Origin of the sequence: Trinickia sp. (assembly GCF_051954495.1) — a bacterium.
Classification (GTDB): domain Bacteria; phylum Pseudomonadota; class Gammaproteobacteria; order Burkholderiales; family Burkholderiaceae; genus Trinickia.
The window spans coordinates 24,667-48,636 of sequence record NZ_JBQCHR010000114.1 but is presented as its reverse complement, the minus strand read 5'-3'; the positions used below and the strand labels follow the sequence as shown (position 1 = coordinate 48,636).

The 23,970-nt window shown below is 63.8% G+C and carries 22 protein-coding genes; 7 read left to right on the top strand and 15 right to left on the bottom strand.

The genetic code is table 11. The annotated features are described in order from the left end of the window. The 9 genes from ACTHNR_RS15340 to flhD form a co-directional block, all read right to left on the bottom strand. Positions 1–478, bottom strand: a 478-nt coding sequence (locus ACTHNR_RS15340) for a CheR family methyltransferase (RefSeq protein ID WP_440548511.1), incomplete at its 3' end; no start/stop codon positions are given. Between the two features lie 48 nt (positions 479–526). Then, the gene (locus ACTHNR_RS15335) at positions 527–2,443 is read right to left on the bottom strand and encodes a methyl-accepting chemotaxis protein (RefSeq protein WP_440548509.1); all 1,917 of its coding nucleotides are present in this window, start codon (positions 2,441–2,443) and stop codon (positions 527–529) included. A gap of 36 nt (positions 2,444–2,479) precedes the next feature. Beyond that, positions 2,480–3,007, bottom strand: a complete 528-nt coding sequence (locus ACTHNR_RS15330) for a chemotaxis protein CheW (protein ID WP_440548508.1) — start codon at positions 3,005–3,007, stop codon at positions 2,480–2,482. Between the two features lie 23 nt (positions 3,008–3,030). Then, a complete protein-coding gene (gene cheA / locus ACTHNR_RS15325; protein WP_440548507.1) occupies positions 3,031–5,226 on the bottom strand; it encodes a chemotaxis protein CheA in 2,196 nt (731 codons plus the stop codon). 174 nt (positions 5,227–5,400) lie between these two features. After that, positions 5,401–5,766 carry a response regulator gene (locus tag ACTHNR_RS15320; protein ID WP_440548506.1) on the bottom strand — a complete coding sequence of 122 codons (366 nt, stop codon included), beginning with the start codon at positions 5,764–5,766 and terminating at the stop codon, positions 5,401–5,403. Positions 5,767–5,806: 40 nt separating this feature from the next. Beyond that, positions 5,807–6,826 carry a flagellar motor protein MotB gene (motB, locus tag ACTHNR_RS15315; protein WP_440548505.1) on the bottom strand — a complete coding sequence of 340 codons (1,020 nt, stop codon included), beginning with the start codon at positions 6,824–6,826 and terminating at the stop codon, positions 5,807–5,809. A 34-nt stretch (positions 6,827–6,860) separates the two neighbouring features. After that, the gene (gene motA, locus ACTHNR_RS15310; RefSeq protein WP_440548504.1) at positions 6,861–7,721 is read right to left on the bottom strand and encodes a flagellar motor stator protein MotA; all 861 of its coding nucleotides are present in this window, start codon (positions 7,719–7,721) and stop codon (positions 6,861–6,863) included. A 204-nt stretch (positions 7,722–7,925) separates the two neighbouring features. Next, entirely contained in the window at positions 7,926–8,507 is a 582-nt protein-coding gene (gene flhC, locus ACTHNR_RS15305) for a flagellar transcriptional regulator FlhC (protein WP_440548503.1), read from the bottom strand. An 80-nt stretch (positions 8,508–8,587) separates the two neighbouring features. After that, positions 8,588–8,908 carry a flagellar transcriptional regulator FlhD gene (gene flhD / locus ACTHNR_RS15300; protein ID WP_440548502.1) on the bottom strand — a complete coding sequence of 107 codons (321 nt, stop codon included), beginning with the start codon at positions 8,906–8,908 and terminating at the stop codon, positions 8,588–8,590. Positions 8,909–9,467: 559 nt separating this feature from the next. On the opposite strand from flhD, the gene ACTHNR_RS15295 reads away from it, so the two are divergent. Then, on the top strand, positions 9,468–10,535 hold the full coding sequence (locus ACTHNR_RS15295; RefSeq protein WP_440548501.1) for a glycosyltransferase family 4 protein: 1,068 nt from the start codon (positions 9,468–9,470) through the stop codon (positions 10,533–10,535). Between the two features lie 228 nt (positions 10,536–10,763). Here the strand turns inward: ACTHNR_RS15295 and ACTHNR_RS15290 are convergent, their stop codons facing one another. The 3 genes from ACTHNR_RS15290 to ACTHNR_RS15280 all read right to left on the bottom strand — a co-directional run bounded on the left by ACTHNR_RS15290 (position 10,764) and on the right by ACTHNR_RS15280 (position 13,267). After that, entirely contained in the window at positions 10,764–11,063 is a 300-nt protein-coding gene (locus ACTHNR_RS15290; RefSeq protein WP_440548500.1) for an H-NS histone family protein, read from the bottom strand. A 418-nt stretch (positions 11,064–11,481) separates the two neighbouring features. Continuing rightward, entirely contained in the window at positions 11,482–12,306 is an 825-nt protein-coding gene (locus tag ACTHNR_RS15285; protein ID WP_440548499.1) for a Cof-type HAD-IIB family hydrolase, read from the bottom strand. Between the two features lie 61 nt (positions 12,307–12,367). Next, positions 12,368–13,267, bottom strand: a complete 900-nt coding sequence (locus ACTHNR_RS15280) for a BadF/BadG/BcrA/BcrD ATPase family protein (protein ID WP_440548498.1) — start codon at positions 13,265–13,267, stop codon at positions 12,368–12,370. 250 nt (positions 13,268–13,517) lie between these two features. Between ACTHNR_RS15280 and ACTHNR_RS15275 the strand changes: the two genes are divergently transcribed. Then, positions 13,518–14,114 (top strand): DNA-3-methyladenine glycosylase I, encoded by a 597-nt coding sequence (locus ACTHNR_RS15275; protein WP_440548497.1) that lies wholly within the window; start codon positions 13,518–13,520, stop codon positions 14,112–14,114. Between the two features lie 146 nt (positions 14,115–14,260). Next, positions 14,261–14,689, top strand: coding sequence for a hypothetical protein (locus ACTHNR_RS15270; RefSeq protein WP_440548496.1), 429 nt, complete (start codon positions 14,261–14,263; stop codon positions 14,687–14,689). Positions 14,690–14,871: 182 nt separating this feature from the next. On the opposite strand, the gene rpsU is transcribed toward ACTHNR_RS15270, so the two are convergent. Beyond that, the gene (gene rpsU, locus ACTHNR_RS15265; protein ID WP_006401410.1) at positions 14,872–15,084 is read right to left on the bottom strand and encodes a 30S ribosomal protein S21; all 213 of its coding nucleotides are present in this window, start codon (positions 15,082–15,084) and stop codon (positions 14,872–14,874) included. Positions 15,085–15,704: 620 nt separating this feature from the next. Between rpsU and ACTHNR_RS15260 the strand changes: the two genes are divergently transcribed. From ACTHNR_RS15260 to ACTHNR_RS15245, 4 genes are all read left to right on the top strand, one after another. Then, complete coding sequence (locus tag ACTHNR_RS15260; protein WP_440548495.1) at positions 15,705–16,523, top strand: flagellin domain-containing protein; 819 nt, start codon at positions 15,705–15,707, stop codon at positions 16,521–16,523. A 190-nt stretch (positions 16,524–16,713) separates the two neighbouring features. Further along, positions 16,714–18,117, top strand: a complete 1,404-nt coding sequence (fliD, locus tag ACTHNR_RS15255) for a flagellar filament capping protein FliD (protein ID WP_440548494.1) — start codon at positions 16,714–16,716, stop codon at positions 18,115–18,117. Between the two features lie 30 nt (positions 18,118–18,147). Continuing rightward, the gene (locus ACTHNR_RS15250) at positions 18,148–18,447 is read left to right on the top strand and encodes a flagellar protein FliT (RefSeq protein WP_440548493.1); all 300 of its coding nucleotides are present in this window, start codon (positions 18,148–18,150) and stop codon (positions 18,445–18,447) included. Between the two features lie 290 nt (positions 18,448–18,737). After that, positions 18,738–19,607, top strand: a complete 870-nt coding sequence (locus tag ACTHNR_RS15245; RefSeq protein ID WP_440548492.1) for a hypothetical protein — start codon at positions 18,738–18,740, stop codon at positions 19,605–19,607. Positions 19,608–19,658: 51 nt separating this feature from the next. Here the strand turns inward: ACTHNR_RS15245 and ACTHNR_RS15240 are convergent, their stop codons facing one another. After that, entirely contained in the window at positions 19,659–21,635 is a 1,977-nt protein-coding gene (locus ACTHNR_RS15240; RefSeq protein WP_440548491.1) for an O-linked N-acetylglucosamine transferase, SPINDLY family protein, read from the bottom strand. Continuing rightward, positions 21,632–23,923 (bottom strand): tetratricopeptide repeat protein, encoded by a 2,292-nt coding sequence (locus tag ACTHNR_RS15235; RefSeq protein WP_440548490.1) that lies wholly within the window; start codon positions 23,921–23,923, stop codon positions 21,632–21,634. Before ACTHNR_RS15235 ends, ACTHNR_RS15240 begins: the two co-directional genes overlap by 4 nt. Positions 23,924–23,970 lie beyond the last annotated feature (47 nt).

The following is a 23,970-nucleotide window of genomic DNA, read 5'->3' as shown; positions in this document are numbered from 1 at the left end:
CCTGGCGCGCGGCCGCATCGCCGAGTGCCTCGACGAGCGTCATGGCGATCGAGTACGGCTCCTCGCCCGTCGAGGCGGCAGAACACCAGATCGACACCGGTTGCTGCCGGCGTTTCACGAACTCGGCCAGGATCGGGAAGTGATGCGATTCACGAAAAAACGCCGTCAGATTCGTCGTCAGCGCATTCGTGAACGCCTCCCACTCGGCCGGATCGTTTTCCGACTCGAGCAACTCGAGATATTGACGAAAGGTCTCGAGGTTACGGGCTCGCAAGCGCCGCGCGAGCCGGCTGTACGCCATGTCGCGCTTGTGATCGGACAACGAAATGCCCGCGCGCCGGTGGATCAGCTCGCGAATGCGTGCGAAATCCGCCGACGTGAATTCGAAATCGCGATCGGCGAACGCGGTACGCTCGGCCGGACCTGTGCCGGCTGGCTCGGCCCGCTCGGGCCGTTGGGGTGCGCGCGCTGTCATGATGTTGCTCGGTTACCTGCACTACCCGTCGCGCGTTGCCGCGCGGCGGTGTTAGAACGTTTCCCAGTCGTCGTCCGACTTGCCCGGCGCAGCCGTCACGGCCGGCGCAGGCTTGGCGGGCGGCGCGGGTTTGACGGCCGGCGCCGCGCTTGCCTTTTGTGCAACGCTTGCCTTCGGCGCCGTGGCAACGGCCGGTGCGGCGGCGCGCTTCTCGCCCGTCGCGGCGATCCGGCTCGGCGCGGCAGCTTCATGTGCCACCGGCGCGGCAGCGCGAACGGCCTTCGGAGCCGACGCGGCGGGGGCCTTGGCGACCGGTTTCGCGCTCGATCGATCCATCGAGCGGGCGGCCGGCGCGCTGGCCGGTTTGCTCGCCGCAACGGCGGTCGGCTTCGCCGGGGCAGCCGACACATGAGAGCCCTGAACCTGCCAACGCCCAACCACCGTCTTCAGTTGCCGCGTCTGCTCTTCGAGCGATGCGGCCGCGGCCGCAGCCGCGTCGACGAGCGCCGCGTTTTGCTGCGTCACCGCGTGCATTTGTGCCAGCGCGCGATTGCCGCCTTCGATACCGGTCGATTGCTCTTCCGACGCGGCACTGATTTCACCCATGATGTCGGTCACGCGCCGCACGGCCTGCACGATCTCGTCCATCGTCGTGCCGGCACGTCCCACGAGCGCGGAGCCGCTAGCCACCTTGTCGGCCGAATCGCCGATCAACGCCTTGATTTCCTTGGCTGCCGCCGCGCTGCGCTGTGCGAGGCTGCGCACTTCGCCCGCCACCACGGCGAAGCCGCGACCTTGCTCGCCGGCCCGCGCCGCTTCGACGGCCGCGTTCAGCGCAAGGATGTTGGTTTGGAACGCAATGCCTTCGATCACGCCGATGATGTCGACGACCTTGTTCGAACTCGTCGCGATGTCTTGCATCGTCGTGACGACCTGGTTCACGACGTCCCCGCCGCGCACGGCGATATCCGACGCATTCACGGCCAGTTGGCTCGCCTGCCGCGCGTTTTCGGTGTTTTGACGCACGGTGCCGGTCAGTTGGCCCATGCTGGTCGCCGTTTGCTGCAGCGACGCGGCCTGTTCCTCGGTGCGCGGCGACAGATCGGTGTTGCCGATCGAGATCTCCCGCGCGCCCACGTCGATCGATTCGGCGCCGGCGTGCCCGGCCTTGACCATCGTCGTCATGGCGCCCTGCATGCGGGCGATGCCGGCAAACAAACGGCCGATTTCGTTCGTTCCGCCCGTGCGCACCGATCGCGTCAGGTCGCCGTCCGCGACGCGCTCGAAATGCTCGATCGCATCGTTGATCGGCTGGACGATGAGTCCGCGCAGCGCGAACCGAATGAATACGACCAGCACGATTGCCAGCGCCGTGACCCCGATGATGAGCGAGCTCATGAGTGCGGTGACGCCCTCAGCCTTGTTACGCTCCGATTCGGCGTGATCCTGCCGCCCCTTGAGCACGCGCGTCGCCGCTTTGTCGAAATCGACGAACATCGGGCTGATCTTCGTATCGGCGATCGCGTGATAAGCCGCCAGATCGCCCGCCTGCGCAGCTGCGAATTCGGGCTCCACGCCGTCGTGCAGCAGCGTGGCGCGACGCGCATTGAGTTCGTCGAGGAGCGCTTGATCCATGCCTTCATGCGGCGTGCTCGAGAACGTCTGCCAAGCTTGATTCGATATCTCGAGCAGCTCCTGTGCGCGGGCGAGCACCTTCTTGGCTTCGTCGGCATTGCCGGCCTCGGACAAGGCACGGAACCGATCGAGCGCAATGCGCGAGCGCAGCAAGTTGCTGGACGCTTCATCCAGAGCGTGGATCGTCGGCAAATCGCCGTGCGCGAGCGAATCCAGCGAGCGGCTCGCGCCCGAGAGCGCGGTGACCCCAAGCACGCCGACCGCAACGGTCAGGGCAACGAGCACGGCGCCGATAGCCGTCAGCGTCGTGCGGATCGACCAGTTTTGCAACATCGTGAATCTCCGTTTGCGAGCGCTCGGGCGTCAGCCTTATTGGGCGAACGTTTCGATGAGCGCCATTTCCTTGCTGACCATCAATTTTTCGATGTCCATGAGAATCAGCATGCGACCTTCGACGGTGCCGAGGCCCGTCAGATATTCGGCGGTCAGCGTCGCGCCGAATTCCGGCGCGGGCATGATCTGGTCCGCCGTGAGCGTCAGCACGTCCGACACGCCGTCGACGACCATGCCGACCACGCGGTGCGCGACGTTCAAGATGATGACGACCGTCTGGTGGTCGTACTCGACGCGGCCCAAGTGGAACTTGATCCGCATGTCGACGATCGGCACGATGATGCCGCGCAGATTGATGACGCCCTTGATGAACTCGGGCGCATTGGCGATGCGCGTCACGCTGTCGTAGCCGCGGATCTCCTGCACTTTGAGGATGTCGATGCCGTACTCTTCGGCGCCGAGCGTGAAGATCAGGAATTCCTGACCGGTCGCGTCGGCTTGCTGCGCGTCGCGGCGCCCGCCTGCGACGAGCGCGTTCGCGTTGTTGGTTTGGACTTCTGCCACGTTAGCCCCCAAACGGTTGGGAATTACGAAAAGTTCATGGCGCCGTGCGACGCACGGCTCTCACGGTTTAGTGCCGCGACGTCCACGATCAGGGCGACGCTGCCGTCGCCGAGGATCGTCGCCGCCGAAATGCCGCGCACCTTGCGGTAGTTCGTTTCGAGGTTCTTCACGACCACTTGCTGCTGACCGACGAGTTCGTCGATGAGCATCGCGAAGCGGCGGCCCTCGGTTTGCATGATCGTCACGATGCCCTGCGTCGGCTCCGTGCGCGCACCGTCCACCGAGAAGACTTCATGCAGCGGCACGAGCGGCAGGTATTCGCCGCGCACGCGCACCACGCGTTCGCCGTTGGCCACCGTGTAGATGTCCTCGGCGACCGGCTGCAGCGACTCCATCACGAAGTTCAGCGGCAGGATGAAGATTTCGTTGCCGACCTTCACCGACATGCCGTCGAGAATCGCCAGCGTCAGCGGCAGGATGATGCGCGTCGTCGTGCCCTTGCCCGCGTGCGAGGTGATCTCGACGTGGCCGCCCATCGCTTGGATATTGCGCTTGACGACGTCCATGCCCACGCCGCGGCCCGAGACGTCCGTCACCTGCTCCGCCGTCGAGAAGCCCGGCATGAAGATGAGGTTCCAGACTTCCTCGTCGCTCATCGATTCGCTCACCTGCATGCCTTGCTTCATGGCCTTGGCGAGGATCTTGTCGCGGCGCAGGCCCGCGCCGTCGTCGGACACTTCGATGACGATGTTGCCGCCGTGGTGAGCCGCCGACAGCACGAGCTGGCCCGCGCCGTCCTTGCCCGCCGCGCGCCGCGCCTCGACGGTTTCGATGCCGTGATCCAAGCTGTTGCGCACGAGGTGCGTCAGCGGATCGATGATGCGCTCGATCAGGCTCTTGTCGAGTTCGGTCGCTTGACCGAAGGTGACGAGCTCCACTTCCTTGCCGAGCTTCGCCGCGAGATCGCGCACGAGACGCGGGAAGCGGCTGAAGACGTAGTCCATCGGCATCATGCGGATGGACATGACCGTTTCCTGCAGATCGCGCGCGTTGCGCTCGAGCTGCGCCATGCCGTTGAACAGCCGATCGTGCAGCGCCGGGTCGAACGTGCTCGTCGTCTCCGCCAGCATGGCTTGCGTGATGACGAGCTCGCCCACCAGGTTGATCAGCTGATCGACCTTCTCCACGCCGACCCGAATCGAGCTGCCTTCGGCCGATGCGGCGGCAGCCGCCGGCCGGGCTTTCTTGTCGTCCGCGGCCTGCGCCGACGATGCAGCCGGCGCGGGCGCGGGCGCCGCCACGGCCGTGGCCGGCTCCGCCGTCGGTACGGGCGCGCTCGCCGGCGCCGCGCTTGCAACCGGCGCAGCCGGGGCCGGCGGCGCGCTCGCCGGCGGCACGCTGGCGGCCGGCACCTCGGCGCCGGGCGCCACAGTGGGCGGCGCCGTGCCGCGGCCGATCGCGATCTGACTTTCGTCGATCACGAAGCAGCACACGGCGGTAATGTCGTCGGACGGCACGTCGGTCTCGAGGTAGACGATCAAGTCGCCGCCGCTCTTCACCTGTCCGACGATGTTGCCCAGGTTGCCCAATTCTTCGATCAGGAGATCCTGGTCCTTCTCCCCCACCCCCCGTAGCGTAACTTTCAGGTGAGGCCCTTCATTGTTCGTGTCGCCGCCGCTGACTGCCGTGGCCGCGCCTGCGCCGTGGGCAGCCTCGACGGCCTGCTCGACCACGTGCTCGGGCGTGCCGCCCTCGGCCGGCGCCGCGCTCGCGACGGGCGCGGGCTCGATCGCCGCCGCAGCAGCAGCCGGCTCCGCCGCCGCCCCGCTTGCCTCGGCATGCAGGCGCTCGAGCTTCGCGCAAATGGCCGATGCGGCCGCGGCGTCGGGTTCCGCGCTCGCGCGGTAGGCGGCCAGCTGGTCGGCCAGCACGTCCTTCGTCTCGAGGAACGTGTCGATCATGTCCTTGCGCAACGTCAATTCGTTGTTGCGCGCGCGATCGAGCAGCGATTCGAGAATGTGCGTCGTTTCGGTCAGCGCCGTGAATCCGAACGTCGCCGCACCGCCCTTGATCGAGTGAGCAGCGCGAAAGATCGCCGCGAGATCTTCGGGATCGGGCGTACCGACGTTGAGGTTCAGGAGCAGCTGCTCCATCTGCGCAAGCAGCTCGTCCGCCTCGTCGAAGAACGTCTGATAAAACTGAGTAATGTCGAGTGTCATGCTTCCGTCACCGCTAAGAGTCGTTTGCTTCGCTCGCCGTGCGAGGTTCGTCTTACCGAACTTTCGCGCCCGTTGCGCCGCCTATGCCCTGTCCTTCCCATCGTGCGCCGCTCGCCCCGCGCAGGGGCGATGCAGCAAGTCGCGCCTTCGATTCTTCCGCCGGCCGCTCTTGGCTCACGCGTTGAGCGCGTCGACGAGCTCCGTCAACGTGTCGGGATCGAGTGGCTTCTCGATCCATCCCGTCGCGCCCGCCGCCCGCGCCGCTTCCTTGAACGCACCGCCGTTTTCGGTCGTCAACACGAAAATCGGCGTCGCCTCGTAAGCCGGTTGCGCCCGCAGCGCGGCGATCACATCGAGCCCGCTGCGCTTGGGCATGTACTGATCCGTCAGCACGAGGTCGAACGTGCGCGCCAAAGCGCTCGCGAGCCCCTCGTCGCCATCGGCCGCCACGGTCACGTCGTAGCCGGCCGTGCGCAGCGTCGCCGCGAGGATTTCACGCATCGCGACCGAATCGTCGATCGCCAGAATGTGTTTGATCATGAATGCCTCACACCGCTTTCGCGCTTGCACGCGCGTCTCGTCATTTATTGACTGCTTGTCCGCCTACACCCACATTCACCGCCGGCGCCGGCATCGGCGCCGGCGCAATCTTGCCGACGAGCGGCGCGGCGCCGGCCGCATCGTCCGACAGCGTCGTCGCCGTCGAGTCATCATGCATCAATGCGTCCTCGGACTTTTTGTTGAGAACGATGATGCTTATGCGTCTATTCTCCGGATCGAGCGGGTCGGCCTTGTTCAAGTTTTGCGTCGAGGCGAGCCCCAGCACGCGCATGACCTTGTTCTCGTCCATCCCGCCCGCGATCAGCTCACGCCGCGATGCATTGGCGCGGTCGGCCGACAATTCCCAGTTGCTGTAGCCCTTGCCGCCGCCCGCGTATGGCACGGCGTCGGTATGGCCTTGCACCACGATGCGATTGGGCACGTCGTTCAGCGTCTGGCCGATCGCGCGCAAGATGTCGCGCATGTATGGCTGAACGTCGTCGCTCGCGGTCGCGAACATCGGCCGCTTTTGCGTGTCGACGATCTCGATGCGCAGGCCCGTGAGCGTCGAATCGATGCGGATCTGCTGTTTGAACTGGCGCAGCACCGGGTTCGCCTCGATCGCGGCCATCAGCTTGACCTGCAGATCGTGCAGCCGGGCTTGTTCGCGCCGCTCGAGCGCGCCTTGCAGCGCGTTCAACGCCTGATCGTCGGCGCGCGCGGCCGTATGGTTCGCCTGGGACGAGGTGCCGTCCGAGCGGCGCGTGACGCCGTCGGTATCGGTCGAAATGTCGCGTCCGCCGCCCTTGATGATGCTCGACTCCTGCGCGCTGCGATCGCCGCCGCCGAGCAGCGCCGCCTTCAACGGTTGATTGAAGTACTCGGCGATGCCCTTGAGCTGAACCGGCGTCACGGCGCTCAGCAGCCACATCAGCAGGAAGAACGCCATCATCGCGGTCATGAAGTCCGCGTAGGCGAGCTTCCACGCACCGCCGTGGTGCCCTTTCTTCGCGGGCGCCACGCGCTTGACGACGATCGCCCTATCCTTACCCTTGGTCATGTGGCGCTGCTCCCCGCTCTCCGAGTCGTCCCGCTTACTTCGCTTTGACGCGACGCACGTGCTCTTCGAGCTCGGCGAACGAGGGGCGCTCGGTCGAGTACAGCACCTTGCGGCCGAATTCGACGGCGATCGCGGGCGCGTATCCGTTCAAGCTCGCGAGAATCGTGACCTTGATGCACTGAAACATCTTGGTCGACTCGGCCACGCGCTGTTCGGCCAGACTTGCGAGCGGCCCGATGAGGCCGTACGAAAGCAAAATGCCGAGGAACGTCCCGACGAGCGCCTGCGCGATCATCGCGCCGAGCACGGCCGGCGGCTTGTCGGCCGATGCCATCGTGTGGACGACGCCCATCACGGCCGCGACGATGCCGAACGCCGGCATCGCGTCGCCCACGCGGCTCAGCGCGTGGGCGGGGCCCTCGCCTTCGGCGTGATGGGTCTCGATTTCCTCGTCCATGAGGCTTTCGATTTCGAATGCGTTCATGTTGCCGCCCACCATTAAACGCAGGTAGTCGGTCAAGAATTCGACGATGTGGTGATCCGCGAGGATTTTCGGGTACTGCGTGAAGATCGGGCTCTTCTCGGGGTCGTCGATGTCGGCCTCGAGCGTGAGCGTGCCTTCCTTACGCGCCTTTGCAAGCAAAACGTAAAGCAACGCCATGAGCTCCATGTACACGTCCTTCGTGTACTTCGAGCCCTTGAACAGCGTCGGCAGCAGGCGGAAGGTCGCCCGAATCGTCTTCATTCCGTTGCCCAGGATGAATGCACCGACACCCGCGCCGGCGATCATCAACACTTCAACCGGCTGCAGGAGCGCGCCCAGATGGCCGCCCGCGAGCGCATAGCCGCCGAAGACGGACAACACGGTTACGAGTGTTCCAACGAAAATCAGCACTGCCGGGTCCTCACAAGATCGACGGGGAGGCCGTCGTTAATCTGGTTTACGGCAGGCATGCCGAAAACTTTGGGGGGAAAAGAGGGACGGGGACGCCGTGTTAACCAGAACGGCCGAAGGCGAGATGGCTGTGCGGACGCCCCCAGGCCACCGACCCGCCCCATTTTGGGGCGAGGCGCTCTGGCCGGATGCCCGGGCGCGCGGCTACGCGGCGAGTTCGGCGAGGCCGGGCTGCAGGCCGGCAGCGGCCCGCTCCGCCTTGGCCGCGGCGGACTTCTTGGTCTTGCCGGCCCGCGACGGCGGCTGACACAGCCCGCACACGAAGCCTTGCTGGGGGTCGTGCGCATGCGCGACGAAATGCCCCTGGCACCGGGTACAAGCGGTCAGCTGCAGCATCCCCGATTCGAAGAAGCGCACTAACGTCCAAGCGCGCGTGAGGCTCAGGAGCGGTTCGTCGCCGTTCAGCGTCGTGTGCTCCAGGTACAGACGGTAGCTTTTGACGATCGACTGGATGTTTTCGCAGCCGCCGTGCTCCGCCATGAACCGGTAAATGTTGTAAAAAAGGGAGGAATGAATGTTCGGCTGCCAGGTCATGAACCAGTCCGTCGAGAACGGCAGCATGCCCTTGGGCGGCGAAACCCCTTTCAATTCCTTATATAGCTTGATGAGCCGGTCGCGCGACAAGCTCGTTTCCGCTTCGAGCAATTGCAGGCGCGCGCCCAATTCGATCAGCTCGATCGCCAGCGTGATTTCCCTGACTTCGAGCACGACGCTCTTGGTTGCCATATCGGCCGTGTGCCCCGCTTACTTGATATTGAGTGGTCGGCTGCATTCACCGGCTAGCGCCGGCGCGCCGATCGCGCGCGTCAATTGATCGACGCGACGGGTTGACTGGCCATGAGGATGGCCGAGTGCGTCTGGGCCAACGAGCCGGCCTTGCCCTTATCGGCCAGCGAGGAAAGGATCGCATGGTCGTCGAAGCGGAAACGGCACAGAAGCTGGTTCGATGCGGCGAGCTTCACGGTTTGCGCGAATGAGAGGCTTGCGAGGACATCGGCCAGCTGATCGCTGATGCCCATGCGGAACATGCCCATCGCTTTGTCCTCCCGCAACAGGCGCTGCGCAAGCAACAAGTACGAGAGATTCACTTCCTTGATCTCGCTGAGCATTTCGCTTGTGGCGCTCATGATACCCCCGGGTCGGTGTCGGTCGGTCCTTCGGAAACGTTTGCTCGGCGGCATGCAGCGTAAAGCGCAAAACCGCCCCGTTCCTTGTCTTGGGCAAATTGTGTCGAATTGTAAAAAGGGTGGAAATAGGAAGAGCACCTCCGGTCCATGCCGGAAATGTCTAGAAAGCATGTAGGAATTTTTCTGACATCCAATACCCGCGCGGGTTCGAGCGGCCCGGGCAAGTTCGTGGGAGGCGCGGCACGCAAACTGCTACCTGACCCTCCGTCGTATCCGCGCGAATGGCTTGGATTATAGGAATCGCCGTCATCACGGCGCAACAAACGCCCATGGCGGCAACGGCTTACGTTTCGTTACCGGAATTCGGCGCTGTTGTAAGCACGTGCTGTTTCGCCCTGTAACAAGGATTAAGGGTTTGAAAACCCGCTCATGGCAATGCGCCTGGGTCCTGATAATGGCATGGCAGCCTGAAGTGAAAGTCACCGGCGGCGAACCCTTGTGCCGCCCGGCGTAGCTACGCCTCTTGCGGATGGCCGCCTTATCGAAAGGAGATTGATGCATGCGAATCGCTCAAATCGCGCCGCTTTACGAAGCCGTACCGCCGAAGTTTTACGGAGGCACCGAACGCGTCGTGTCTTATTTGACCGAAGCGCTCGTCGAGCTCGGACACGACGTCACGCTTTTCGCAAGCGGAGATTCGATCACGTCGGCCACCCTCGATGCGGCCTGGCCGCGTGCGCTGCGCCTGGACCCGACCATTCGCGATCCGCTCGCGCCGCACATGCTGTTGCTCGAGAAAGTGCGCCGCCTGGCCAGCGAATTCGACGTGCTGCACTTCCACCTCGATTACCTGCCGTTCTCGCTGTTCGCCGATGCCGATGCGCCGTCCTTGACAACGCTGCATGGCCGGCTGGATTTGCCCGAATTGCAACCGGTATTCGATACCTTTTCTCAAGCGAATGTCGTTTCGATTTCGCAGTCGCAGCGTATGCCTTTGCCTCAGGCGGGTTGGCTCGATACGGTCTATCACGGCTTGCCCGAGCGCCTGTTGACGCCGCAGCCGCATTGCGAGCCCGAGTATCTGGCGTTTCTCGGACGAATCTGTCCGGAAAAGCGCGTCGACACGGCCATCAAGATCGCCGCGATGAGCGGCATGCCGCTCAAGATCGCGGCGAAGATCGATAAGGTCGACCGCGACTACTTCAAACAGGAAATCGAGCCGCTGCTCTCGCAGGCGCATGTGGAGTTCGTGGGCGAGATCGATGAAGCGCGCAAGCCCGAATTCCTATCGCGCGCGAAGGCGTTGCTGTTCCCGATCGACTGGTGCGAGCCGTTCGGCCTCGTCATGATCGAAGCGATGGCGTGCGGCACGCCCGTCATCGCGTTCAATCGAGGCTCGGTGCCCGAGGTGATCGACCACGCGGTGACCGGTTACATCGTCGAGGACATCCAAGGGGCGGTGGCCGCGCTGGAGCGCCTGAACGAATTGTCTCGCGAGGAAATTCGCGCGCAATTCGAACGCCGCTTTACGGCGAAGACAATGGCGCGCAACTACCTGAAATGCTATGAAGCCCTACTCGCACAGCGTGCCGGACGACCGAAGCTGCGTAGTGTCGCCGCGGGATAACCCGAATAAAGGCATAGCCGCCGCTGCGGCCGAAGGGCTGAATGGGGCGTAATGCGAGCTTGGAGCGGCAGCGGAAATAATTCGTAAAAAATGCCAATCTCATCGCCGGCGCACGTGCGCTGGCTTTTTATCGCGCCCGGTGCGCAGATGCGGTCGGGCCTAAGACGATGAACCGCGGGAGACTAAAGCGCGCCGAGCCGGCGCGCGTCGTTCCGCGATTGTCCGGCTTTACTGCGCGATGAGGAAGCGATCGCGGTTCTTGCCGACGATCCACTTCGGCGGCTTGCCGCGGCCGCTCCAGGTGTTGCCCGACTTCGGATCTTGATACTTCGGCGGCAGCGGCGCCTTCTTGGGCGGACGGCCCCGACGGGCAGCCTCGGCGAAGCCGAGGTCATGAGCGCTCAGCCCGAATTCGACGATCTTTTGTTTGATTTCCGCGATCACGGTGGAGACTTCCTTGCGGCGCGCATCGTCCGCTTGCTCCTGCAGCTTTGCGATCTGGGCCTTCAGTTCTGCGTATTGGGACATCGTGGTCTCCCTTCATTGAAAATAGGTTTGCTCGGAGGTTAGTCGGAAGTTAAGCGACTGGCAATGGCGACTTTACCCGAGATCGAGTGTAATGAAATCGTATGATAATTCTTAAAAGTGCGACGACCGTACGTAATACCGCATAACAGTCTCAATAACCGACACGCTTGGCGCCGTAATGGGACGAATGCTACCCATGCAGCCTAGCAGGTAAGCCGGCTTAATTGCGAACGTTAACCTGAAATCGGCTTGCGAGGTTACCCGCGTTTCACGGGCGCCGCTTCCGTCGCCGCGTCCGCACGCGGGCCGATACGGACTACGGGTATTCCTAAATCGACTCACACGAACGCGCGCTCGTCGAACTCCGGAGGCCAGGGCAGGCCGATCTTCGATGGCGAGGCGAGGCCTCGCGCTTCGCTTACGAGGGCGTCAACTCGTCCGTGATGGAAAACAATTTGCGCAAATGATGTGCAACGCCGGCTTCGAAGTTGTTTCCGATCCGCGGCACCGCAGGCAACCGAGCCAGCAAATCCGGGTTGGCGTTGTTCATCATGAACGGATGGCCGGCCGTTTCCAGCAGGTCGATGTCGTTCATGTTGTCGCCGAAAGCGACGCAATGAGAGGCATGCACTCCTAGGCGATCTAGCACGAATCGCAGCGCACGCCCCTTGGACACGTTCGATGTCATCACTTCCAGGCAATCGGGAAGCGAATACGTGACATAAAGCGCATTGCCGAATTCATCCTCCAGGCGCGCAGCGATTTGCGCCAAATCGGCAGGCTCGCCGATATAAAGCACTTTGGCGATATCGGACCCGTCGTGCGCGCGCATATCGATCACTTCGTAGCGAAAGCCCGAATCCCGATGAAAAGCCAGCAGTTCGGGCGCCTCGCGATCGATGAGCCAAGCGTCGTCGGCGAATAGATTCACGATGACCCGGCCATGCGCGCCCACGATGCCAGGTTGCACGAGCCGGCGCACGATATCGGCCGACAGATTGCGCGAATGGACCATCGTGTCGTCGGGTGCGTGTACGCGCGCGCCGTTGGACGTGACGAGATACGGGCGGATGCCCAGCACATCGCGAATGCCCGCCACGTCGCAATAATGCCGGCCGGTGGCTATGACGAATTGGACGCCGGCTTGATCGAGCCTGCGCACCGTCGCCACCGTGAACGGGTCGAGTTGATGATCGCTGTTGAGCAGCGTTCCGTCGAGATCGGTGGCGACAAGCTTGTACATGGGGGACGGCAAGAAGAAGTGAGTGAGCGCAGGGGGAAAGCGCGGCGTGTCGAGCGCTATTCTAAGTCGCTTCACCGGTAGCCGCCCGCGCGAGCGCATGGGCGCGGCGCGCCAATTCGAGTGCGCCATGCGCCGAATCGGCCAGCGGCGGGCGCAGCCGAGCTCGGTGCGACGGCGGCACGGACTCGGCCAGATTGGCCGCCAGCCCCCCGCACAGCGCGACAGGCAACGCGCCGCTCGCATCCAGCGCATCGACGAGTTGGGCGATGTCCGCTCCGGCTTGTGCAAGCAGCGCCGAAGCCACGGGGTGTTGCCGATGCGCGAGCACCACGGGCGCCAGACCCGCATAGGCCGTTTGATTTGCCTCGCACAGCCATACGACGAGCGCGTCGCGATCGGCCGCGCCGATGTGCGCGAGCAACGCTTCGGAGAATGCGTCGGGACGGGCGCGGCCATCGAGCGAGCGTTGCGCATGGACCACGGCACGCAGGCCGAGCCAGGCGCCGCTCGCTTCGTCGCCCGACGGAAAGCCATATCCGCCCGCGACACGGCACGCGCCGTCGGCGTCGAGCACGGCCGCGATACTGCCGGTACCGACCGCCACGATGACGCCGGGTGCGCCGCCGTGCGCGCCGACGAGCGTGGTGTAGGCATCGCTTTGCACGTCCAGCGCGGCGAGCTTCGGCGCGCTCGCCACGAACGCCGCGAGCCAGTCGCGGTTGTTGACGCCGGCCAGCCCGCAGCCGAGCGCGCAATGCGCCCAATCGAAAGCCAGCCCCGCCGATGCGAAGGCCTGCGCGCACGCGGCCTCGATCGCCTGCCACGCGCGCTCGACGCCGAGCGCGAGGCCCGAGGCGCCAGCCGCGCCCTGCGCGAGTTCGGCGCCGTGCGCGTCCGCCAACACGACGCGCGTGCCCGTGCCGCCGCCGTCGACGCCAATCAAAAATTGCCTTGCTTGCATGCCTTGCCACCCGCGGCGCGAAGCCGCATCGCTTAACAACGGTGAACGCGCAATCGCGCGAACGCTTGAATCTCGTGAACCGACCGAGAGATTATCGGCTTAACACGGCCCCGCCAATCTACCGAACGGCCGAGTTGTCGCTCGCCGCCGTTCCGCTATCCTTGCCGGCAGTCCACGCGGTGCATGCCGGGCACGGCGTTTCCGCGATCAACCACGGCCCGCGCATATAGTCCGGGCAACGAGAGAGCACATGACCGAGCGCTGCAATTGGGTGAGAACACCGGCCGACGAGCATTACCACGACACCGAATGGGGCGTGCCTTCGCGCGATGAGCGGCATTTGTTCGAAATGCTCGTCCTCGAGGGCGCGCAAGCCGGGCTGTCGTGGTCGACGATTCTGAACAAGCGCGAGAACTATCGTCGCGCCTTCGCCAATTTCGACGCTGAAAAGGTCGCGCGCTTTACCCCGGCCAAAGTCGAAACACTGCTGCAAGACCCAGGGATCGTGCGCAACCGCGCCAAGGTGGAAGCGGCGATCGTCAACGCGCGCGCCGTCTTGCGCATCCGTGCCGAGCACGGGTCGCTGGCCGATTTCGTGTGGTCCTTCGTCGACGGCGAGCCCATCCAGAACGACTGGGCGCGCTACAAGGAGCACGCGCCAGCCTCCACGCCGCAATCCGATGCGCTGAGCAAAGCATTGAAAGGCTACGGCTGCAAGTTCGTCGGCTCGACGATCTGCTACGCATTCATGCAGGCGATCGGCATGGTCAACGATCATCAAACGAACTGCGAGGCACGCGAGCGTTGCGCCGCGCTCGCCAAAGGGAACAGAAAAAGCAGGCGGTGACGTGCACGCAACACTCGGCAAAAAGTGCTTGATTGCAGGCCCGGCCATAGGGAATATCCCAAAAAACCTGCAATTTCGCCCGGCCCGGCCGTTATAGCAGGAACGAGCCACCACATCAGCGCTGCCCACCGCGGCCGAGAAACATCATGAAAAGCTTGCACTTCCTGACGCATCAGGAATTGTTCGATCACGCCGTCGACCATCTCTTCGTCCAACGGCAAGCCGCTTTGCTGCCGCGCGGCGGCGGCGCCTACCAAGGCTACCGCGGGGGCTGCCCGATCGGCCGTCTCATTCATCCGCGCGATTACATGACGGCCATGGAGGGCGTGCCCGTTCGCTATGTCGACAAGCCGCCCACGACTGTGCCGGCCTATATGGACGCGGGTGTCGCCGCGTTGAAAAAAGCGCTCTTGCGGGCGCGCGTCAACATCTACGATCCGACGACAGTGGAACTGCTCAGCTGCCTGCAGAACGTGCACGATGTGTTTGGAGTTTGGGAATGGCACGAGCGGCTGGCGTCGATCTCACGCCAGTTCGGCCTATCGGCCGTGCGGCTCGAAAAGCACGCGGCTTGAGATCGGCCTAAGCACGACGGACGCCGCCTAAACGGGCGGCCCATCGGCGCTCGCGCGCAATCCCGCGTATTCCGCTCCCCAAAAGCAAACGGCGGTGTCGCTTCTTTCGAAGCACACCGCCGTTCGTCCATCCGGCCGCGCTGCCCGTGAGGGCAACGCAACGCACCGCCTAACGAAGCCGCTTAGTGCAGCTTCTTCGGCAGCATTTGGCTGCGCAGACGCTTGTGCAGGCGCTTGACCGCAGCGGCCTTCTTGCGCTTGCGCACGGCCGTCGGCTTTTCATAGGACTGGCGCTCACGCAGTTCGGCGATCAGGCCGTTCTTTTCGATGGCACGACGAAAGCGGCGGATCGCCACTTCGAACGGCTCGTTTTCCTTCAGAAGAATGGTCGTCATGGATTTCCCAAAGTTACGTTCAAATGCGTAGCGCTTTCGCGCACGCGCCGGTCCGACTGGAGCAGCCATCGTGCCGCACGCTCGAGCACGTGGACACCGGCGAGGCCGGACTGGCCTGAAAAGAGAAAGCGGAGAGTTCACCGCGCACGCCGGCCGGCATGCATTGCCGACGCCGCGTTTGGCTGCCGAAGCTGAACCTGCCCGTGCCGCTCGCGAAGTCACCGCGAGCCCGCCGCAGTACGGCCTTCTTGATGTTGGCCATGCGACGAAAGGGCGGCAGATCCCAGATGAAAACGGCAGCGATCTCAATTCGACCCGCGATGATAGCAGGTAAACGCCGCGTGGGCCACTTTTCGTCTGCCATGCGTGGCCGACAAGCACGCGAAACAGAGCAAGTCAACACAACTTAGCAAACGTTTTGTTTTTCTCCACGCCTTATCCGGTGCGGCTTTGCGGGCATTTTCGGGCTAAGAACACACGAATTCGTCGTTCGGTCCCTAAAGTTTTTTCTTAGCCCCGCCGACAACCAGGACAGGCGGGCAGCGCCACATCGCGAAAGCGCGACGCCGAACCCCGAACCAGCCTAGTCCCTGGACCGTATTTCCAAACGAGGAAGCAAAATGCTGAACATCAACACCAACATTCTGTCGCTGACCACGCAGTCGAACCTGTCGGGTTCGCAAAGCGCCCTGTCGCAAGCCATCAACCGCCTGTCGTCGGGCAAGCGCATCAACACGGCGGCCGATGACGCTGCCGGTCTCGCGATCGCTACGACGCAAACGGCGTCGATCAACGCGCTGAACCAAGGCGTGATGAACGCCAACAACGGCATCTCGATGGTGCAAACGGCTTCGGGCGCGATTTCCGCTACCGTCGCCAACTTGCAACGTATCCGCCAGCTCGCCGTTGAATCGGGCGACGGCTCGCTCGGCACGGCCGCTCAAGCGAACCTGCAAACGGAAGTTTCGACGCGTCTGACGGAAATCAACCGCGTTGAATCGCAAACGACGTTCAACGGCCAAAGCGTGCTCGCAGGCCTTGGCAGCGTGAACTTCCAAATCGGCGCGAACGCCAACCAAACGATCACGGCGAACTTCGGTACGACGTCGTGGACGACGACGGGTCTGGGCGTGTCGGGCGTCGACATCTCGACGACGTCGGGCGCGCAAAACGCGATCACGGCGATCGACGCAGCGCTGTCGCAAGTGAACAACTTCCAAGCAACGCTGGGCGCAACGCAAAACACGTTCTCGGCCGCTATCACGAACACGCAAACGGAATCGACGAACCTGTCGGCTGCCAAGTCGCAGATCGAAGACGCCGACTTCGCGCAAGAAACGGCCAACCTGTCGAAGGCGCAAGTGCTGCAACAAGCCGGTATCTCGGTTCTGTCGCAAGCGAACTCGCTGCCGCAACAAGTGCTCAAGCTCCTCCAGTAATACGGGGCAGCGTGAGTTGCGCATGGCGCGCCTCGGTTCGGGCCGCCATGCTCAAAGAAGCAAGACAGTAGGACATCCGCGAGCGGGAGGCATGCCTCCCGCTACGCGTTGAAGACCGGCCGCGCGTCAAAGGCGGCGCTTGAACGACACTGCAGTGCACTGAATTTCACGGGAACGCACGGAGCTTCGCATGAGCACAACGACGAGTACGTCCTCGCTGCTGCAACAAGCAGCGCAATCCATCTTGAGCGGCGCGACCAAGTCGACGCTCGATGTCGGCTCGCTCGTTTCCGCGCTCGTGTCGGCTAAAACCGCGGCGCAGGCCCAGACCATCGCCAACCAGCAGTCGAGCGACAACACGACGCTCTCGGCGATCGGTCAAATGAAGTCCTCCCTCACGGCGCTGCAAAATTCGCTGAAGGGGCTTTCGGACGGGAGCATCTTCACCCAGCTCGGCGCCACGATGAGCGGCACGGGCATTACGGCGACGACCTCGACGGGCGCCGCGGCCGGGTCCTACTCGGTCAGCGTCCAGCAGATCGCCACCGCCAATCAGATTTCCTCGGGCGCGTACGCCAGCAACGCCACGCTCGGCACCGGCACGGTGACGATCGGCGTAGGCACGGGCTCGATGACGGTCAACCTCGATTCGACCAACAACACGCTGGCCGGCCTCGCTGCGGCGATCAATTCGTCGACGAGCAACCCCGGCGTAACCGCCTCGGTCGTGACCGCGGCGAACGGCCAGCACTTGGTGCTGACCTCCACGGCGACGGGCGCCGCCAACACCGTGACGATTTCCGCGGGCGCGGGCGTCGACACCGGCCTGAACACCGCCAGCTTCGCACAAGTGACGGCTGGCCAAGACGCGAAGCTCACGATCAGCGGCAACGCAATCACGAGCGCGAGCAACAACGTGACGGGCGCGCTGAGCGGCGTCACGCTGAGCCTCACGTCGGCGTCGGTCGGAACCTCGCAAACGCTTAGCGTGGCGACGGATACGACGGCCATCACGAACGCTGTCCAAAGTTTCGCCACCGCATACAACTCGTGGATCGCGACCGAAAAGTCGATGTCCTCGTACGACTCGAGCACATCGACGGCGGGCCCGCTGCTTGGCGACGCCATGTTGAACACCGCGGTGAACGGCATCGCCTCGATCATGGCGAGCGGCATCACCGTGGGCGGCACGACGTACAGCCTTGCTCAGATCGGCGTGAACCTGAACAACGACGGCACCGTGACGTTCGACTCGTCCACGTTGCAGTCCACGATGGCGTCGTCCCCGACGATGGTGCAGAACGTCTTCAACGGCACGAACGGCATCGGCCAGCAGTTGAACGCGTTCATAGACTCGTACACGAAGTCCTCGATCGGTCAGATCGACCAGCGCTCCGCATCGATCAACTCGGATCTCACGAGCCTGTCGCAGCAGCAATCGACGTTGGCGGCGTATCAGCAAACGCTGACCGATCAATACAACGCGCAGTTCACCGCGCTGAACAACTTGATGTCGCAGATGCAGAGCAATACGACGTATTTGAATCAGCTGTTCGGCGGCAACGGCAGCGCCGGCACGTTGAACAAGTCGTAATCGGCCGGCATCCTAAACGAAAGGCAAGATATGGTTTCCGAATCGCTGAACCGCGCCCTCGAACTGACGCGCACGCTCGTCACCGCCGTGCAAGCGGGAGACTGGCAATTCGCATCGGATCTCGTCGAAGAGCGCTCGCCGCTGATCATGGGCCTCACGGCCGATCAAAGCGACGACTCGCTTGCGACGATCCGCGCCATTCAAGAGATGGATGCGAGCGTCATGACCGAAGCGCGCAGCGCCCACGCCGCCATGTCGACGGAATTCAGCGACGCGAAGCAGCGCATCGCAGCAGCAGGTTTGTATCAGACAACGGGGCAGTTGCGTTGAGACCTAAGCAGCGCCTTTTCTAACGACGGGCGCGCGACTACAACGAATAAACAAGAAGAACCCGCATGTAGCCCGTGCGGAGCTTGACTCTGAAGCCGCGGCAACGCGGCTTTTTTATTGGCCGGCGGCCGCTCGGCAAGCCGAATCCTGCTTGAATTGAGGCAGATTTGGGTCAGTGTTCGAACAATGCCTTGGGCAGCCACGCTGGCACACTGTCTACTCGCCGTCGTGCGCCCGCGTGAACTTGCGCGACGTTCACGGCATTTCGTTTAATCGATCGAGATTCATCCATGCACGTACCGTCGGGCCCGTCCACCGCCAACCGCCGCGTCGAGATTCGCCAGATCTTCTACTCGGAGGAAACTCGTCAGCAGCTCGACCCGGGCTTCATCCCGCTCGACAACTGCGGCCAGCGGCCGGACTGGCGCGAGTATTGGCCGATTCGCACGTATCTGCAAAACCATACGCTCGACGAGAACACGCTTTACGGCTTCTTTTCGCCCAAATTCGGGCAGAAGACGACGCTCAGTTCGGCGGCCGTTCATACCTTCCTCGCCACGATGTCGCGCGACATCGACGTCATCGGGTTTTCCCCGTTCTTCGATCAGGGTGCGGTTCACCTGAACGTGTTCGAGCAGGCAGCGACGAATCACGGCAACAGCTGGCCGGTGTTCGAGCAGGTCGTCGCCTTCGTCGCACCGGGGATCGATGCCCGCAACGTCGTGATGGATTCTCGCCACAGCATCTTCTGTAACTACTTCGTCGCGACGCCCGCGTTTTGGCGCCGCTGGCTGGCGGTGAACGAAGTGTTGTTCTCCGCCGCCGAGGCCGGCGCCAGCGCACTCGCGCAGTTGCTCAATGCACCGCTGCCGTATGCGAACGGCTTCGTGCCGGCGAAAGTGTTCGTGCAAGAGCGCATCGTCGCGCTGCTGCTGCTTGCCGAGCGGCACTGGCGTGCGAAGCACTACGACCCGTTGAAGCTGCCGATGTCGGGGTCGATCATCAGCCCCTACCCCGCCGATTTGCTGGTGCTCGATGCACTGAAAACCGCCGCGATCGAAACCGGGCACGACAACTATCTGAAGATGTTCCAGCAGGTGCGCAATACGCTGCTCGATACTGCCCGGCGCGCAAACGGCATGCAGGGGAGCGCCGGTTGAAACGAGCGCCGCCCCGGCTCGCAGCCGCCGCGGCGCCGGCGCTCCCGACGATCAGGCGTTTTGACGGGTGCACCACATCCGTTCGAATGTGTCCTCGAGCGTGCGGGCAAAACGATTGGGATTGCACAACGTAGCGTTCAGCACGCTCGGCCGCAAAGCCCCGCGCAATGCCGCCAGCGCTTGGCGATCGCGCGCGAATGCAAAGGCTTTTGCGACGTAGTCGTCGTCGTCGGCTGCGATCCAATCGCTAAGATCGACGCTGTGAACGACGCTTTCGCAGAGGTGCCCGAGAAATCGATCGCCGTGACGGCATAGCACCGGCACGCCCATCCAGAGACTTTCGGCCGTCGTCGTGCCGCCCGGGTACGGGAACGGGCTCAGCGAAATGTCGACGCGGTTGTACGCCGACAGATATTCGGCCCGCGCCGTGGGGCCTTCCATCTCGATCCGTTCCGCGCCGATACCGTGCTTGGCAAAGCGCGCGAGGGTCGCGGCGCGCTGCGATTCGTCGGCAAGCTGCTGCGCCTTAAGAAGCAGACGCGCCCCCGGCGTCCCTTGCAGAATGCGCGACCAGACAGCCACCACGCGATCGTTGACTTTCACGAGATCGCTGAAGCAGCCGAACGTCAACGGCCGCCCCGTATCGTTGATCGCTTCGAAATCCAGCGGCACGGCCGGCTCGGGCGGCGTGAAGCACAGGTACCCATGCGGCAAACGCCACGGACGCTCGACGAAGTGCGCGGCTTCCTCGGGCGGCAGCACCCATTCATCGCCGAGCACGTAGTCGATGGCCGAAAGCCCCGTCGAAGCGAAGTAGCCGATCCAGCTCACTTGCACGGGCGCCGGCTTCCAAGCAAAGACGGGCAAGCGGTTGCCGTCGGTATGCCCCGCCATGTCGAAGAGAATATGCACGCCGTCGTTGCGGATCGTCGTGGCCGCCGCCTGATCGGTCTGCCCGACCAGAGAGCGCCAGGCCGCGAAGCGCGGCTTCAGGCGTTGCGTCAGCGCGTCCTCGTAGTCGCGCGTCGAGTAGGCGAAGAGTTGAACGCGGGCCGGGTTCAAATGCGCGAGCACGCTTTCGAGAAAGAACCCCACCGGGTGCGTGCGGAAATCGCCGGACACGAAGCCGACTCGCAGGGGCGCGCCGTGCGTTCGATCCACGAGCCAATCGGTGAACGGCCGCGCTTGCGCGCTCGCCATCCGCCCAAACGCCAGCGCTTCGGTCAAGTATTCGCCCGGCGGCACATTCTGCGCGAAGCTCAGCGTGAACAGCAAATTGCTCCACGCCTCGCCCCATGACGGCCGCAACGCAATGGCACGGCGGAACGCCTCGATCGCCGCTTCATGCTCGCCCGTCTCGCGCCGCACGATACCGAGGTTCAGTGCAACCTGGGGCTCCCGAGGCAAGAGCCGTTGCGCTTGTTCGTAGCAAGCGGCTGCCTCGGCCAGCTTGCGTTGCATCTTCAATGCATTGCCGAGATTGTTGAAGGCCTGACCGAAACCGGGCTGCAGCGCCATCGCCTTGCGGCAGTGCTCGACCGCGCCATCGAAATCGCCGAGCTCACGCAGCACGTTGCCGAGATTGCTTTGCGCTTCCGCGTAGCTCGCATTGATGGCGACCGATTTGCGAAAGCTCGCGGCCGCGGCCGCGGGCAGGCGCATATCCATCAGCGCCAAGCCGAGATTGTTGTGCGCCCGAAAATGATTCGGATCGAGTGCGATCGCCTGTTCGTGGCTTTCCACGGCCGCGGCGAGTTTGCCCCAGTTTCTCAACGCGCAGCCGAGGTTATCGAAGTACGAGGGCTGCGCGCTGATTTCGATCGCGCGGCTGATGAGATCGAGCGCATCGGCGTGGCGCTGCTCCTGCATGGCGACCACGCCGAGCAAGTGCCAAGCATCGGCATGACGCGGCATGCGCGACAACGCCGCCTCGTAGCGCGTGCGCGCCTCTTGCAGGCGGCCGTTCCGATGATGGACGAGACCGTCCTCGACGAGCGCATTGGCGCCCTGATCGATCGCCGACATCATGCGATCTCCTTCAATTTCGTTTGCCACATTTGTTCGATCGCCGTCATCCAATGGGCCGCGAAACGCGGTGCATCGGCAAGCGGCGAGCGCTCGACGCGTTCGCGCAGTCCAGCGCGCAGCGCCGCCAACGCCGGTAAATCGCAGGCCGCCGCCACCGCCCGGGCGACGTAGTCTTGCGTATCGGCGGCGATCCACTCCGGCAGGCCCACCGTCTTCAGCACCAGTTCGCCCAGATGCGAGAGAAAGCGATCGCCGCGCCGCGTCAGTACAGGCACGCCCATCCACAGCCCTTCTACGCTCGTCGTGCCACCCGGGTAAGGAAACGGATCGAGCGCCAGGTCGACACGATGATAGGTCGAGAAATACTGATCGCGCGCGGACGGCCCTTCGAGCAGCAAGCGAGTTGAGTCGACGCCGTGCGCGGCAAAGCGCGCGAACGTCTCGCGCATGATCGACGGCTCGCCGAGTTGATGGTTCTTGAGCAGCAATCGCGCATGCGGCGTCGCATGCAAAATCTGCGACCACACGGCGACGACGCCGTCGTTGAGCTTTTTATGGTTGTTCAGGCAGCCGAACGTGAAATACCCGTTCGCGAACGCTGGCAGCGGCGCGACGTCGACGTGCTCCGTCGGCAGCGTGAAGCATAAGTAGCTGTCGGGCAGACGCCAGATACGCTCCGTGTATTGCGATTCCTCGCCGGGGGGCACCACGTGCGGGTCCGCCAGCACATAGTCGATTTCAGCCAGCCCCGTCGTCGCGAAATAGCCAAGCCAGCTGATCTGAAGCGGCGCGGGCCGCCACGCGAACATCGGCAGGCGATTGCGGCCCGTGTGCCCCGACAGGTCGACGAGGACATCGATGCGATCGTCGCGAATGCGTTGCGCAAGCGAGGCATCGTCCATTTCGGCCACATGCCGCCAGAGCGCGAAGCGCGGCTTGATGCGCGCCGTCAGTTCATCGCTGTGCAGCGCGTTCGAGTAGGCGATCGGCTCGATTCGCGCGCGATCGAGCTGAGCGAGCACGGATTCGAAGAAGTAGCCTACGGGGTGCTTGCGCAAGTCGGCGGAGACGAAGCCCACGCGCAAAGGGCGGCGCGCAGCTTGGACGTCTGGGTCGCCACCGGTCAGCGCAGGCCACTGCGTAAACGGCGTTGCGCGTGCGCGCATCTTCTCGCCGAAATAGCGGGCGTCGGCAAGGTGCGTTTGCGCCGACCAATTCGGCACGTACGATTGCCCGAATAACACACACGTATGCGATTCCCCGAAGTCGGGATTCAAGGCGAGCGCATCGCGGTAGCAAGCCAGCGCGGCATCGGCTTCGCCCAGATCGGCGAGGATCGTGCCCAGGTTGTTGTGGAACGACGGCGTATCGTCGCGCAGCTCGATGGCTCTGCGCGCATAGCCGAGCGCGCGCTCGGGCGCGCCGAGGCGCCGCAGCGCGTTCGCTAGGTTGTGATATGCGTCCGCGAAGGTTGGGTCGAGCGCTATCGCACGCTCGTAGCAGGGCACGGCCTCCGGCACGCGCGCCGCGCCGTTCAGGGCGTTGCCGAGCGTGTTGTGCGCCTGCGCCGATTCCGGCGTTAGCTCGGCGACGCGCCGATAGGCGTCGATCGCCCCGTTGATGTCGCCGCGATGCATAAGCACGCCGGCGAGTCTGTCGTGCGCAACGGCCAACTGCGGCGCGAGTTTCACCGTCTCGCGTAGACATTCGAGCGCCGCGTCGCCGTGACCTTTCATCTGCAGCGCGACGCCGAGATTCAAGTGCGCCTCGGCAAATGTCGGCTTTGCTTCGATGGCTTTGCCGTAGGCGGCAATGGCGGCATCGAGCTCGTTCAAGTCCTTCAGTGCGTTGCCGAGGTTGTTGAAGGCTTCGGCGTAGCCGGGCCGCAACTCGATCGCACGCGCGCAGCTCGTCAGCGCCGCGCCGGCGTCGCCCGTCTCGCGCAGCGCGTTGCCCAGGTTGTTGTGCGCTTCGGCATAGTCAGGCTTGAGTTCGACGGCACGGCGGTACGCCGCGACTGCCTCGTCGAGCGCGCGCATCTCGCGCAGCGCATTGCCGAGATTGTTGTAGTAGATCGGGCTCGGGTGAACCGCGATGGACTCGCGCATCAGCGCGACCCCGGCTTCGCCCTGACCGATCTGGCACGCAAGCAGCCCCGTGAAATGCAGCGCGTCCGCATGCTTCGGCTGCTGCGACAGGATGCGCGTGTACAGCGCCTTCGCATCGGCGAGGCGACCCGCCTGATGATGAGCCAGGGCTGCGTTGAGCAACTGGGCCGTGTCTTGCATATTCGATCCGATCATTGAGTGCGACGGGTGCGGCTGCGGCTGCGGCT